General features: G+C 70.7%; 10 protein-coding genes and 1 pseudogene. 8 read left to right on the plus strand and 3 right to left on the minus strand.

Annotated elements, in window-relative coordinates; translation table 11 throughout:
* Positions 1-169: 169 nt before the first annotated feature.
* Together OG735_RS26595 and leuE are read left to right on the plus strand one after the other, a co-directional pair.
* Positions 170-1,750 carry an acyl-CoA mutase large subunit family protein gene (locus OG735_RS26595; protein ID WP_327325652.1) on the plus strand — a complete coding sequence of 527 codons (1,581 nt, stop codon included), beginning with the start codon at positions 170-172 and terminating at the stop codon, positions 1,748-1,750.
* A 76-nt stretch (positions 1,751-1,826) separates the two neighbouring features.
* Positions 1,827-2,481, plus strand: a pseudogene (gene leuE / locus OG735_RS26600) (leucine efflux protein LeuE).
* Here the strand turns inward: leuE and OG735_RS26605 are convergent.
* Positions 2,468-3,928: an FAD-dependent monooxygenase gene (locus OG735_RS26605; RefSeq protein ID WP_327325653.1), complete on the minus strand. Its 1,461-nt coding sequence runs from the start codon at positions 3,926-3,928 to the stop codon at positions 2,468-2,470. The pseudogene leuE and the gene OG735_RS26605 overlap by 14 nt on opposite strands.
* Positions 3,929-3,986: 58 nt before the next feature.
* Here OG735_RS26605 and OG735_RS26610 point away from each other — a divergent pair, with 58 nt between their 5' ends.
* Entirely contained in the window at positions 3,987-4,700 is a 714-nt protein-coding gene (locus tag OG735_RS26610) for a TetR/AcrR family transcriptional regulator C-terminal domain-containing protein (RefSeq protein ID WP_327325654.1), read from the plus strand.
* A gap of 56 nt (positions 4,701-4,756) precedes the next feature.
* On the opposite strand, the gene OG735_RS26615 is transcribed toward OG735_RS26610, so the two are convergent.
* A complete protein-coding gene (locus OG735_RS26615; protein WP_327325655.1) occupies positions 4,757-6,100 on the minus strand; it encodes a polysialyltransferase family glycosyltransferase in 1,344 nt (447 codons plus the stop codon).
* The gene (locus OG735_RS26620) at positions 6,100-7,083 is read right to left on the minus strand and encodes a glycosyltransferase family 2 protein (protein ID WP_327325656.1); all 984 of its coding nucleotides are present in this window, start codon (positions 7,081-7,083) and stop codon (positions 6,100-6,102) included. The genes OG735_RS26615 and OG735_RS26620 overlap by 1 nt, the downstream gene beginning before the upstream one ends.
* Before the next feature lie 188 nt (positions 7,084-7,271).
* Between OG735_RS26620 and OG735_RS26625 the strand changes: the two genes are divergently transcribed.
* The 5 genes from OG735_RS26625 (at position 7,272) to OG735_RS26645 (ending at position 13,736) form a co-directional block, all read left to right on the plus strand.
* Positions 7,272-8,666, plus strand: a complete 1,395-nt coding sequence (locus OG735_RS26625; RefSeq protein ID WP_327325657.1) for a DUF6716 putative glycosyltransferase — start codon at positions 7,272-7,274, stop codon at positions 8,664-8,666.
* Between the two features lie 50 nt (positions 8,667-8,716).
* Positions 8,717-9,991 (plus strand): N-acylneuraminate cytidylyltransferase, encoded by a 1,275-nt coding sequence (locus OG735_RS26630; protein ID WP_327325658.1) that lies wholly within the window; start codon positions 8,717-8,719, stop codon positions 9,989-9,991.
* Between the two features lie 70 nt (positions 9,992-10,061).
* Complete coding sequence (locus OG735_RS26635) at positions 10,062-10,985, plus strand: N-acetylneuraminate synthase family protein (RefSeq protein WP_327325659.1); 924 nt, start codon at positions 10,062-10,064, stop codon at positions 10,983-10,985.
* Between the two features lie 123 nt (positions 10,986-11,108).
* Entirely contained in the window at positions 11,109-12,254 is a 1,146-nt protein-coding gene (locus OG735_RS26640; RefSeq protein ID WP_327325660.1) for a hypothetical protein, read from the plus strand.
* A 261-nt stretch (positions 12,255-12,515) separates the two neighbouring features.
* Positions 12,516-13,736, plus strand: a complete 1,221-nt coding sequence (locus OG735_RS26645; RefSeq protein WP_327328466.1) for an amidohydrolase — start codon at positions 12,516-12,518, stop codon at positions 13,734-13,736.
* Positions 13,737-13,758: the final 22 nt, after the last annotated feature.

Genomic DNA, 13,758 nt, shown 5'->3' on the forward strand with positions numbered 1-13,758 from the left:
ATTCCCGCCCTGCCTGGTTGCGCAATCCCGCGCATCATGGGGAACAAGCGGTGGAAGAGGCTGTGAGCAAGGTCCCAGGGCGCGGCTCTCCACCCGTCGCGGGCCCGCCGCTACAGTCCGACGCGAGGATCGGTTACCAGCGAGTAGCTCTAGCGGGAGGCACACAACCATGGCGCGCGAGTCCGAGTCGGGACTGCCCATCGAGCCGGTCTACGGACCGGGTGCACTGGACGGCTGGGATCCGGCCGAGAAGCTGGGCGAGCCCGGTTCGTACCCCTTCACCCGCGGCGTCTACCCGACGATGTACACCGGCCGTCCCTGGACGATGCGCCAGTACGCGGGCTTCGGCACCGCCGTCGAGTCCAACGCCCGCTACAAGCAGCTCATCGCCAACGGCACGATGGGCCTGTCCGTCGCCTTCGACCTGCCCACCCAGATGGGTCACGACTCGGACGCGGCAATCGCGAGCGGCGAGGTCGGCAAGGTCGGCGTCGCCATCGACTCGCTCGACGACATGCGGGTGCTGTTCGACGGTATCCCGCTGGACAAGGTCTCCACGTCGATGACGATCAACGCCCCGGCCGCGCTGCTTCTGCTGCTCTACCAGCTCGTCGGCGAGGAGCAGGGCGTCCCCGCGGACAAGCTCACCGGCACCATCCAGAACGATGTGCTCAAGGAGTACATCGCCCGCGGCACGTACATCTTCCCGCCCAAGCCCTCGCTGCGGCTGATCGCCGACATCTTCAAGTACTGCAAGACCGAGATCCCGAAGTGGAACACCATCTCGATCTCCGGCTATCACATGGCGGAGGCCGGCGCCTCGCCCGCGCAGGAGATCGCCTTCACGCTCGCGGACGGCATCGAGTACGTCCGTACGGCCGTGGCCGCAGGCATGGACGTCGACGACTTCGCGCCGCGCCTGTCCTTCTTCTTCGTCTCGCGTACGACGATCCTGGAAGAGGTCGCCAAGTTCCGTGCCGCGCGCCGCATCTGGGCCCGGATCATGAGGGACGAGTTCGGCGCGAAGAACCCCAAGTCGCTGATGCTGCGGTTCCACACGCAGACGGCCGGTGTGCAGCTGACCGCCCAGCAGCCCGAGGTGAACCTGGTGCGCGTGGCCGTCCAGGGGCTTGCGGCGGTGCTCGGCGGTACGCAGTCGCTGCACACCAACTCCTTCGACGAGGCGATCGCGCTCCCGACGGACAAGTCGGCGCGGCTCGCCCTGCGTACCCAGCAGGTGCTGGCGTACGAGACCGATGTCACCGCCACCGTGGACCCGTTCGCGGGCAGTTATGTCGTCGAGAAGATGACGGACGACGTGGAGGCGGCGGCGCTGGCGCTGATGGAACGGGTCGAGGACCTGGGCGGCGCGGTCAACGCCATCGAGCACGGCTTCCAGAAGAACGAGATCGAGCGCAGCGCGTACCGCATCGCGCAGGAGACCGACAGCGGCGAGCGGGTCGTCGTCGGCGTCAACCGCTACACGCTGGATACGGAGGAGCCGTACGAGCCGCTGCGGGTCGACCCTGCCATCGAGGCGCAGCAGGCGGACCGGCTGGCGAAGCTGCGGGCCGAGCGCGACCAGGGGGCGGTCGACGCGGCGCTCGGGGCGCTGCAGAAGGCCGCGGAGGGGACGGACAACGTCCTCTACCCGATGAAGGACGCGCTGAAGGCGCGGGCGACGGTGGGCGAGGTGTGCGACGCGCTGCGCGCGGTGTGGGGCACGTACGTCCCGACCGACGCCTTCTGAGCGGCTCGTTCCGTTCTGCTCCCGTGATGCGGAACGCAAAGGCGGAGTGTCGTGCCCATGTGCGACACTCCGCCTCATGCTGGGTGTTACCGATCTGCCGACCTATCTCGCAGGCCTTGTCCTGATCGTTCTGCTGCCGGGGCCGAACTCGCTGTACGTGCTCTCGGTCGGCGCCCGTCGTGGTGTGCGTACGGGATACAAGGCCGCCGCCGGTGTGTGGTGCGGCGATACCGTGCTGATGGTGCTCTCCGCGGCGGGCGTCGCCTCGCTGCTCCAGGGCAATGCCGTGCTCTTCGGGATCGTGAAGTTCGCCGGCGCCGGGCTATCTGACCTGGCTGGCGATCGGGATGCTGCGTGCGGCCTGGTCGCTGTGGCGCACCCGCCGTGAGCTGACCGCCGAGCAGGCGGCCCCGGCCGAGGGGTCCGCCGCCGAGCGGCCGTTCCGCAAGGCTTTTGTGATCAGCCTGTTCAACCCGAAGGCGATCCTCTTCTTCATCGCCTTCTTCGTGCAGTTCGTCGATCCCGAGTACGCCTATCCGGCGCTCTCCTTCGTGGTGCTCGGCGTGCTCGCCCAGCTGGCGAGCTTCCTCTATCTCACCCTGCTGATCTTCACCGGGACGCATCTGGCGGCGGCATTCCGCCGTCGCAAGCTGCTGTCGGCGGGGGCGACGTCGGCGGCCGGCGCGCTGTTCCTGGGCTTCGCGGTGAAGCTCTCGCTCAGCAGCACCTGACCAGGTACTCGGCGAGGCCGGACATGTCCTCGCCCGCCCAGCCGACGTAGCCGTCGGGCCGAACAAGGAAAAGACCCTTCCCGTACGGCTCGTATGCCTCGATCCGGTGTGTGTGCACCAGCTCGTCGTCGAGTACGGGCAGTTCGGCGTCCGTGCCGACCGCGAGCAGCGTGAAGTGCGGGCCGCGGAAGAGGTCGAAGATCCGCCGTCCGCCGGGCAGCGGACCGTCCGGGGCGCGGTCGCCCGCCTCCAGTGCGCCCGCGCCGCCGGAGGCGAGCGGGCCGCCGCGGTAGCCCAGCCCCAGCTGCATGGTGGCCGCGCCACGCTGCTCCTCACCGCGGTGGATACGGGTGGAGAGGCCGAGCATCTGTGCGGCGACGGGCAGCCGCTCCTGCTCGTAGGTGTCCAGGAGCGCCTCGGGTGCGCCGTGCCGAAGCACCTGGCCGAGCTTCCAGCCGAGGTTGTACACGTCCTGGACGCTCGTGTTGAGGCCCTGTCCGCCGGCGGGGGAGTGGACATGGGCGGCGTCGCCCGCGAGGAACACGCGCCCTTCGCGGAACCGGTCGGCCATGGCCGCGCGCGGCCGGAAGTCCGAGGCCCACAGCACCTCGGTGACCTCGTCCTCGGCCAGATGGGTGCGGGCGGCGATCAGCTTCCGTACGCCCGAGGGCGAGGTGTCGGGCTCGCCCTCCGCGAACTGGCCGACGGCCTGGAAGTCGTCGGTCCCCGGCAGCGGGCAGACGGCGAAATAGCCGGCGCTGCCGCCCGGGAAGACATGCCAGTTGAGGCGGTCGAGCGTGGGGATGCGGACATCGGCGACCAGCACCGGGGCCGGGTCGACGCTCTCGCCGTTCATCGCGATGGAGAGGATCCTGCGGACCGTGCTGCGGCCGCCGTCCGCCGCGACCGCGTAGGCCGCGCGGATCGTCGATGTTCCAGTCGTCGATGTTTCTGTCGTCGCTGCCGTCCCTGTCGAGAGCCGGGCCGTCACTCCGTACGCGTCCTGGCTGAGCCCCGTCAGGGCAGTACCGAAAGAGACTTCGCCGCCGAGCTCTCTCAGGCGCGCGTACAGGATCTGCTGGGTGCGCCACTGCGGGAGCAGCCAGGGCTCGCCGTACGGCTCCGTGTCCGTGGGCCCGGGGCGCTCGAACATGTCGTGCTCGCCCTGGCGGCTGCCGTCCTGCCAGACCATGCCGACCGGAGCCCTGCCGCCCGAGGCGAGGACCGCGTCCACGACGCCGAGGTCGTCGAAGACCTCCATGGTGCGGGGCTGGATGCCCTTGCCGCGCGAGCCGGGGAAGAGCGTGTCCGACTGCTCGACGACGAGGGCGCGTACACGGCGGCGGGCCAGATCGCAGGCGAGGGCGAGCCCGGTGGGTCCGGCCCCGACGATCAGGACGTCGTGCTCCGTGCCGGGGCCAGTTTCCTTAACGCTGTTAAGTGCCATTCCGAGAGGGTGCCCTTAACGTTGTTAAGTTGTCAAGGGCGACGGGTAGGTTGGCACTGTGGCTACGGAACGACTCGACCGGATCCGGGTGGCGCGCACCGCCCTGCGCCTGCTCAACGAAGTAGGACTCGAAGGGCTGACGCTGCGCGCCATCGCCAAGGAGCTCGACGTCAAGGCGCCGGCCCTGTACTGGCACTTCAAGGACAAGCAGGCGCTGCTCGACGAGATGGCGACGGAGATGGTCCGGCGCATGGCGGCCGACCTGCTGGCGGCGGAACCGGCTGCCGACTGGCGCGAGAGCCTCGCCGGGGCCATGCGCGGGCTGCGTGAGCATCTGCTGCGCTATCGCGACGGCGCCAAGGTCTACAGCGGCACGCACTTCACCGACAACAGTTACGCCGCCCCGATGGAGGCGCATCTGCGCATCCTCACCGGTGCGGGCTTCGCGCCGGGCGCGGCGGCCCGCGCCTGGTTCACCGCGTACAGCTACACGATCGGCTATGTGATCGAGGAGCAGTCGATGGGGCCCGACCCTGCGACCGGGGCGGAGGGGTACGACCTGGTAGCCCGGGCCGAGCGGCTGGCGGAGTACCCCCTCGCCGTGGCGGTGGGCGAGGAGGTCTTCGCAGACCATGAGGCGGCGTTCCAGGCGGGGCTCGCGGCGGTGGTGGCGGGCATCGAGCAGGTGCTGCTGAGCTGCAATGCAGCCCCTCCGGCGATTGAGGAGCGGGGTTTGGGGCGGAGCCCCAACGGGAGCCTCGCCGGCGATTGAGGCGCGGGGCCCGGGGCAGAGCCCCAGGGGTCACCCGAGCCGCGGAGCCCCAGGGGTCACCCGAGCGCCACCCGCTTGAGGCGGCGCGCCCTCCGCACCACCCGGCGTACCGTCGCATTGCGCGGCACCGGGATGCCGCCCGGCAGCCCGAGCACCGTCAGCCTGCGGCGCTTGAAGTAGCGCCAGGTGCGGTTGTTGAGGTTGCGGCCGAGATAGCTCTCCGCCGCCGCCCGCAGATCCGGCCGCAGCTGCGGCTGCATCGCGAAGCCGACCGCGCTGACCAGGCCGGTCAGTATGTCGTCGGCCTCCTTGGGCGCACCGGCCGCGCCGTCGGCGAGATCCGGCAGCAGCGCGTCGACGATCGTCAGTGGTACCCGGTTGCTGTTCTGGTACGGCGTGAGCCGGTCCAGGAGCGGTTCCGTGCCGATACGGGCCACGGGAATGCCGTAGAACGTGCTCGCCGTGAACAGCGCGGTCGAGAAGCAGCCGGCCACCAGCGCGGGGCGCAGCCGACGGTAGAGCACCTCGGCGATCAACGGCCGGTCCAGGACGGTCAGTTCCGCCTCCAGCGCCGCCGCCTCGCGCTCCAGCGTGCGCGTCCAGGAGGCCGGCGCGGTGGGATGCGGCTTGAAGACGATCCGGCGGTGGCCCAGCGCGACCGCGCCCCGCACCATCCGGACATGGAGGGCCTCCTCCTCCGCGGGCGTGATGATGCCCAGCGCCGCCAGATACTGGCCCAGCAGCAGCACCGGGCCCTCCCCCTCGTCGGACACCGCGTCGGACACCGCGTCGGACGCCGGGTCCGTCACGCCGTCGGAGAGCTCGGCGACGACCTTGACGAAGGCCTCCGTCGGAACGATCTGCGGCTCGGCCCCGAACTCCGCGAGCAGCAACGGCTTCAGGCCCGGCACCAGATCCAGATGGAACAGCCTGCGCACGCGCTCGCCGACCAGCGGGTCGATCTTGTTGCGGGTGGGGCCGTAGCTCATCAGCCCGTCCGCGTAGACATCGAGCGCCGCGTCCGGGAAGAGCTGTGCGACGGCGAGCGCAGGATTGACCTGGATGGACTCGACGGCCAGCTCGATCCGGTCGTCACCGAGGTCCCACAGCAGCCGCAGATGGCGCTCCCACAGCGGCGCGTCGTCCGGCCGCGGGGCCCAGCCGCCCGGGTGGAAAGGGGAGATGGCCTCGTTCCACGAGAGCACGCCGTCGAAGCGGCCGCGCAGTTGCTCGAAGCCCGGCATCTCGTCCAGCGCCGGCGAGGTCTCCGGCGTCGTGGCGTTGTTGGCGACCAGCAGCAGCCGCCGGTCCGCGGGCGCGAAGCAGCCGCTGTCCAGCGCAGCGGCCAGCGTGGCGGCCCCGTACAGCGAGGACGCGAGGAAGATCTGGGTCGTACGCATCAGGCCGCGGCCTCCGCGGAGAGAAGGGCGGGGCGGCGACGCAGCCTGCGCAGCCGCGACGCACGTTCGATGTCCATCGAGTCGAGCGCGTCCTTCAGAACGTCCTGCGGCATCCGCCTCAGCGCCGCCGCACTCATCGCACGCAATTTCCGCGCCACAGGCGGTTCGAACCTCTCCACTGATCCCAAGTGGTGTGAAATAACCGCGCAGTAGGTGCGTACGGCTTTCGGCATCAGTCGTTCGGAATCCGGATCCTTCGCCGTTTCTTCGATCACCTGGTCGAATGCGCGAATGAAATCGAGTTGCCGGATGTCTCCGATCTGAGTGAGCGAAGAAGCCACTCCGCGCCGGTAGAAGATTCCGAGCTCGCTGATCGCCGCGAAGGATTCCGCCTCGCGGTGCAGCCGCCAGATCCACGGCCGGTCCTCGGCGGTGCGCAGCCCGTGCGTGAAGTGCAGCAGTCCGCGCTCCGCGAGCCGCCGGTGGTACATCCCGGCCCAGGCCATCGGGTAGTCGACGCCGGTGGAGCGGTCGGCGGGCAGGATCGCGTCGCGCGGCCGCAGCACCTCGCCGCGCCGGCCGACCGGGACGCGATGGACCGTACGGGCCCTGGCCGTGCACTGCACATGGTCCGTACGGACGAAGTCGCAGCCCAGCTCCTCGATGGCGGCGAGCAGCCGCTCGTAGTGGCCGGGGGCCAGCCAGTCGTCGCCGTCGAGGAAGGTGAGGTACTCCCCGGTCGCGGCGTCGAGGCCGGTGTTGCGTGCGGTGGCGAGCCCGCCGTTCTGTTCATGTCTGATCAGGCGAACCCCCGGAACCTCGCGCTCCGCGCGCTCGAGGATCTCCGGTGTCCCGTCCGTCGAACAGTCGTCGACAAGCAGGAACTCGAAGTCCTCGCGGGCGTTCGCCTGGAGGCTTCTGAGGGTGTCGGGTGCGTATGTCTGCACGTTGTAGAACGGCACGATGACGGAGAGCTTAACCACCCGCGTGACGCTATGGCCGGCACCCGGCATTCGTACTGACGCCGGGAGAGATGACAGGTGAACGCAGAGCGGCGATTTTGTTAACCAGGTTGATTCGCGGGCCTTATCGCCAACCGTAGATGCTCTGTTAACCAGCTGTTGCGGTCGAGTTGGGCCGTCAAACGGAATGCCTTTCTAACGTCCTCGGCGTGCCATCAAGTACCAGCGAGGCCGTACGGGTCGCCGTACTCGCCGACTCCGACACCCGGTGGAAATGGGGTGCGCTCACCGCGCGCCGTATCGCCGCGCACGACGCCCCGCACGACGTTCCGCGCCACTCGTCGGGTTCCGCCGGCTCATCGGATGCGGCCGGCGCCGTCGATTCCGCGGACTCCGTCGAGCTGAGCGGCTTTCTGCTGCGCGGCCGGTCCACCCCCACGGCCCGCCAGCTCGCCGAGGTCGGTGTGCGCGCCGACGAGCTGCGCGAGGTGACCGGGAACGAGTTCCTGCGGGCGATGAAGGACGAGCAGTACGACGTGGTCGTACTCGCCCTCGTCGGTGGCGCGGTCCAGGCCATGCTGCACGGGTTCGCCACACTCCGGCTGCCCCGCCGGCCCGTCGTCGTCACCGGCTATGTCGGCGTCGTCTACGAGAAGCTCGCCGACGGGCTCCTGCTGCGGCACGGCGCGGACGTCGTCCTCGCCAACTCCCGCCACGACGCGGACCGTTTCCGCGCGGTGTACGAGGGAGTGGGCGCCGACGCCTCGTCCGTCACCGAGGCGGCGCTGCCCTTCCTCGGCGGCGCGCCCTACGAGGCGCAGAGCGGCCGCGACACCGTCGTCTTCGCCGCTCAGCCCTCGGTGCCCGAATCCCGCGCCGACCGCACCTATCTGCTGCGCCGCCTGGTCGAGCACGCCCGCCTCCACCCGAGCCGCGAGGTGCTGCTGAAACTGCGCTCCAAGCCGGGCGAGCACACCACGCACCTCGAAGAGCTCCCGTACCAGAAGCTCGCCGACAAGCTGCCGGGCGGACTGCCGCCCAACTTCAAGCTGGTCTACGGGCATATGGGCGACGTCCTCGACCGCACCGACCTGCTGGTCACCGTCTCCTCCACCGCCGCGCTCGAATCGCTGCACCGGAGCATCCCCACCGCGGTCCTCACCGACCTCGGTGTGCGCGAGGCGCTCGGCAACCACCACTTCCTCGGCTCCGGGCTGCTGACCTCCTGGGACCGGCTCGACGGCGGCCACCGCCCCGCGCCCGACCTCGACTGGCTGGTCAGGCAGGGCGTGGCCGCGGACGGCGCGTACGACACGGCCTTCGACGCGGCCCGCAAGCGCGTCGCCGAACTGCTGCAGAGCCCCGCACTCCCGCCGCTCGCGCCGTACTACACGCCCGCCACGGCGCCGGGCTATCTCCCCGGCATCCTCGCCCGCCACCACCTCGGCCCCGACGGCACTCCGCTGCCGGGCGCGTCCCCGGCCGCCGAGATCACCGGCGTACGGCGTGTGGTGCGCGACGCGATACGGAACGCGGCGCGCGGCGCGTACCGCCACGGCGTGCAGCGCGTCGCCCCGATCATCCGCCGGATGGGCGAGCTGTGACCCGCACGCGCCCCGGTGCCTCACCTCAACTCCCGTACTCAGGAGCGCAGATGACCGTACTCGCCGTGATCCCCGCCCGTGGCGGCTCCAAAGGCGTTCCGGCGAAGAACCTGGCCCCCGTGGGCGGAGTGCCGCTCGTCGCGCGCGCCGTGCGCGAGAGCCTCGCCGCACCGCACGTCACCGATGTCATGGTCTCCACGGACGACCCGGACATCGCGGAGGCGGCCCGGCACGCGGGCGCCGAAGTGGTGCTGCGGCCGGCCGCGATCGCAGGGGACACCGCGACCAGCGAGGCGGCGGTGCTGCACGCGATGGACGCGTACGAGGCGATACACAGCACGTCCGTGGACGTGGTCCTGCTCATCCAGTGCACCAGCCCCTTCCTGGCGCGCGAAGACGTCGAGGGCGTGGCGGCCGCGGTCCTCGAAGGCGGCGCGGACAGCGCGGTGACCGTCGCCCCCTTCCACGGTTTCGTCTGGCGCGAGGAGGACACGTCGCCCGCATCGGAGTCGGCCGCCATCGGCGCTCAGCGCGTCGGCGGCGCCACCGCGCTGCTCGTCGACACCGACCGCACCTCCGGCTACGGCGTCAACCACGACGCGTCCTTCCGGCCGCGCCGCCAGGACCGGCCGCAGGACTTCCTGGAGACCGGGGCCGCGTACGCCATGTCCGCCACCGGATTCCGCGAGGCCGGCCTCCGGTTCTTCGGCCGTACCGCGCTCGTACGGACCGACCCCGCGCGCGTCCTCGAGGTCGACGACCCGCACGACCTGGCCAGGGCCCGCGCGCTGGCGCCCCTGCTCGACACCCCCGCGCTGCCCACCCGCGAGGACATCGACGCCGTAGTGCTCGACTTCGACGGCACCCAGACCGACGACCGGGTGCTCATCGACGCCGACGGGCGCGAGATCGTCGCCGTGCACCGCGGCGACGGCCTCGGCATCGCCCATCTGCGCAGGTCGGGCCTGGAGCTGCTGATCCTGTCCACCGAGCAGAACCCCGTCGTCGCCGCCCGCGCCCGCAAGCTCAGGGTCCCCGTTCTGCACGGCATCGACCGCAAGGACCTCGCGCTGAAGCAGTGGTGCGAGGAGCAGGGGATCGCGCCGGAGCGGGTGCTCTACGTCGGCAACGACGTCAACGACCTTCCGTGCTTCCACCTCGTCGGCTGGCCCGTGGCCGTCGCGAGTGCGCACGGCTCCGTACGTGCCGCCGCGCGTGCCGTCACCACCACGCCCGGCGGCGAGGGGGCGATCCGAGAGATCGCCGCCTGGCTCCTCGGCCCGACGCTCAACACCCCCGAAAACACCCACGAAAACACCCCTTAAGACACCACAGGCACCTCTGTCACCCCTGCCACCTCCCACAACTCCCCCGAGAAGTAAGGAACCACCCCTCATGAGCACGTCCCGTCTGCGCACTCTCGGCACCAAGACCGCGGGCCCCGGTCACCCCGTCTACGTCACGGGTGAGATCGGCATCAACCACAACGGCGACCTGCACAACGCCTTCGCGCTCATCGATGCCGCCGCCGACGCCGGCTGTGACGCGGTCAAGTTCCAGAAGCGCACCCCGGAGATCTGCACCCCGCGCGACCAGTGGGACATAGAGCGCGACACTCCCTGGGGCCGGATGACGTACATCGACTACCGCCACCGCGTGGAATTCGGTGAGGACGAGTACCGCCAGATCGACGAGCACTGCAAGAAGCGCGGCATCGACTGGTTCGCGTCGCCGTGGGACACCGAGGCCGTCGCCTTCCTGGAGAAGTTCGACGTCCCCGCCCACAAGGTGGCCTCCGCTTCGCTGACCGACGACGAGCTGCTGCGCTCCCTGCGCGCCACGGGCAAGACGGTCATCCTCTCCACCGGCATGTCCACGCCGAAGCAGATCCGGCACGCGGTGGAGGTGCTCGGCAGCGACAACATCCTGCTCTGCCACGCCACCTCGACGTACCCGGCGAAGGCCGAGGAGCTCAACCTCCGCGTCATCAACAGCCTCCAGGCCGAGTACCCGAACGTCCCGATCGGCTACAGCGGCCACGAGACCGGCCTGCAGACGACCCTCGCCGCGGTCGCACTCGGTGCCGCCTTCGTCGAGCGCCACATCACTCTCGACCGCGCCATGTGGGGCTCCGACCAGGCGGCCTCCGTCGAGCCGGGCGGCCTGCAGCGACTGGTCCGCGACATCCGCACCATCGAGACCGCGCTCGGCGACGGCGTCAAGAAGGTCTACGAGTCCGAGCTCGCCCCGATGAAGAAGCTGCGCCGGGTCGCGGGTGTCGTCGCCGAGGCCGGCGACCGTGAGCCGGTCGCGGTCTGACATGCCTGCTGCCGTGCTGTGCCTTCCCGGGGGCCGTGGCTCCCGAAAGCCGCTCCGCGGCGGGCTCCCGGACCACCAGCAGGCCGGTCGGCAGGCCTGCCCGGCATCACGAGGTGAACTTCAGTGAATCTCGCCTTCGTCGAGAGTCCGGTCCAGCTTCTGAACGTCCTGGAGTGGGCCCACGCACGGCCGGGCGCGCCGCCGACGCTGCCTGGTGTCCCGGCACAGCCGGCGGGCCGGACAGGGACAGGCCTGGCGGGGACAGGCCCGGCAGGGACAGACCGGACCGCGTCGCCGGGGGCCGGGACGTCCTGGGCCCCCACCGAGCTCACCGTCGTCGTCCTGTCGCCGACCGACCCCATGTCGCGGGGCCAGCTGCGCCGGATGGCGGAGCTGGCCCGCGACGAGGGGTACACGGTGCGCTGGCAGGAGGCACGCGGCGGGGCGGGTGCGCCGCTGAAGACGCTGCGCGAGCTGGGCCCGATGCTGCACCGCGCCGAGCGCATCGTCATAGGGGACCCGTTTTCCCGGTACGTACAGCTGCTGCTGACCCTCGTCCGCAGCAAGGATCTGACCGTGGTCGACGACGGCACGGCCACCATGGAGTTTGTCGCCCAGCTGGCGCGCGGCGAGAAGCTGGTGCGCTGGCACCGGCGCGGCAGGCGGGGCCCCCGCGAACTGGTCCTCGCGCCGGTCACCTTTCTGGCGCGGCGCCGGCTCACCCCGTCGAGGACCCGCAAGGTCGAGGTCTTCACCTCGATGCCGGTCGAGCCGCCGCCCGGCGTCACGGTCACGGCCAACCGGTTCGCCTGGACCCGCTCCCGCTTCGGACCGCCCAGGATCACCCGGGGCGCCGACCTCGTCGGCACATCTCTCGTGGAGACGGGCGTCGTCGACCCGGACCAGTATGTGGAGGCCGTCGGCGCCCTGGCCCGTACGCACGGCGCCACCCGCTACTTCGCACACCGCCGCGAGAGCTCGGAGAAACTCCACCGCCTCGCCGTCGAGACCGGCCTGGAGATCGTCCGCCCGGATCTGCCGCTGGAACTGATCGCCCGCCGCGGCCCCATCGGCGGCACGGTCCTCAGCTTCCCGTCCACCGTGGTCCACACGCTCCCACTCGCCCTCGCGGGCACGGGCGTCAAAGTCGCGGTCTGTGACATCGCCCCGGAGTGGCTCAGGGACGGCGCGTCCCCGCGGGCCCAGGGCTTTCTGGCCGGGGTGACGGGGACGGCCCGGGACGTGCATCGGCTGCCCGCTCCGGCGTGAGCGGCGCGCACTGCGGCGGCCGGCACCGTGCTGCGGCTCGGTTCCCCTCCGGGGCGCGGCTCACTCGCCGGAGACCCCGGAATCCCTTTCTTCGGGGATCGCCGGTTGACTCCCGGTCGAGAAGAGGAGTGAGCTTACCCACAGGGGTGGACAACCATGCACCTCGCGGCAACCTTTCCTCACCCTAACGGGCTGATCTTTTGTTGATCAGTGGTCAGTCGGGGCATACCTGGGCCTACTCTTCAACAGGTGAACCAACTGATGTCCCGCGATTCCGAAGCCGAGCAACCCGGCGAGGTGCTGCCCGGCACGCTGTCCGAGTCCTTGCGCGCTGAACTGATCGAGTTCCGCCGCGACTTGCACATGCACCCGGAGCTCGGCAACCAGGAGTTCCGGACCACCGCCGTGCTCAAGGCCCGCCTCGAGCAGGCCGGCCTCGAGCCCCGGGTGCTCGCCACCGGTACCGGGCTCATCTGTGACATCGGCTCCTGGGACGGCGTACGTCCCTTGTTCGCGATCCGCGCAGACATCGACGCGCTGCCCATCCCGGACACCAAGACCGGCGTGCCCTACCGCTCCACCGTTCCGGACCGGGCGCACGCCTGCGGGCACGATGTGCACACCACCACCGTCCTGGGCGCAGGGCTGGTCCTCGCCGAGCTCGACCGGCAGGGGCTGCTTCCGCAGCCGGTCCGGCTGATCTTCCAGCCCGCGGAGGAGGTGCTGCCCGGTGGCGCGTCCGACGCCATCGAGTCCGGCGTACTGGACGGCGTCGGCAAGATCATCGCGGTGCACTGCGACCCCAAGGTCGACGCCGGAGTCATCGGGCTGCGGCCGGGCCCCATCACCTCCGCCTGCGACCGGCTCGAGATCACCCTCGACGGCCCCGGCGGCCACACCGCCCGCCCGCATCTGACCACCGATCTGGTCACCGCCGTCGCGAAGGTCGCCACCGAGGTTCCGGCCCTGCTCGCCCGCCGGGTCGACGCCCGCTCCGGGCTCGCCGTCACCTGGGGCCGCATCGAGGCCGGTCACGCCTGCAACGTCATTCCGCAGCACGCCGAACTGTCCGGCACCGTGCGCTGCCTGGATCTGCCCGGCTGGCGCGCCGCCCCCGATCTGGTGCATGCCGCGATCGACGAGATCGCGACGCTGCACCGGGCCAAGTCGCAGATCAACTACATCCGCGGAGTCCCGCCGGTGGTCAACGACCCGGTCGTGACCGAGCTGCTGCGCGACGCGCAGACCGCGCGCCGGGGACCGTACGCCGTAGAGGACACCGAACAGAGTCTGGGCGGCGAGGACTTCTCCTGGTACCTGGAGCACGTCCCGGGCGCGATGGCGCGGCTCGGCGTCCGGGCGCCCGGTGACACCGTCCGGCGTGATCTGCACCGCGGCGACTTCGACGCCGACGAGCGCGCGATCGCGGTCGGCGTGGAGCTGTTCACGGCGGCCGCGTTGCTGGACGGGCAGCGCAGCTGAGGAGATATCGACCGGCCCTGTA

The sequence above is a fragment of the Streptomyces sp. NBC_01210 genome, from assembly GCF_036010325.1.
Taxonomy (GTDB): domain Bacteria; phylum Actinomycetota; class Actinomycetes; order Streptomycetales; family Streptomycetaceae; genus Streptomyces.

Bases quoted from the DNA above. Each gene is read 5' to 3' on its own strand.
- OG735_RS26595 (WP_327325652.1), top strand. From the start codon at position 170: ATGGCGCGCGAGTCCGAGTCGGGACTGCCCATCGAGCCGGTCTACGGA.
- OG735_RS26605 (WP_327325653.1), bottom strand. From the start codon at position 3,928: ATGGCACTTAACAGCGTTAAGGAAACTGGCCCCGGCACGGAGCACGAC.
- OG735_RS26615 (WP_327325655.1), bottom strand. From the start codon at position 6,100: ATGCGTACGACCCAGATCTTCCTCGCGTCCTCGCTGTACGGGGCCGCC.
- OG735_RS26630 (WP_327325658.1), top strand. From the start codon at position 8,717: ATGACCGTACTCGCCGTGATCCCCGCCCGTGGCGGCTCCAAAGGCGTT.
- OG735_RS26635 (WP_327325659.1), top strand. From the start codon at position 10,062: ATGAGCACGTCCCGTCTGCGCACTCTCGGCACCAAGACCGCGGGCCCC.
- OG735_RS26645 (WP_327328466.1), top strand. From the start codon at position 12,516: ATGTCCCGCGATTCCGAAGCCGAGCAACCCGGCGAGGTGCTGCCCGGC.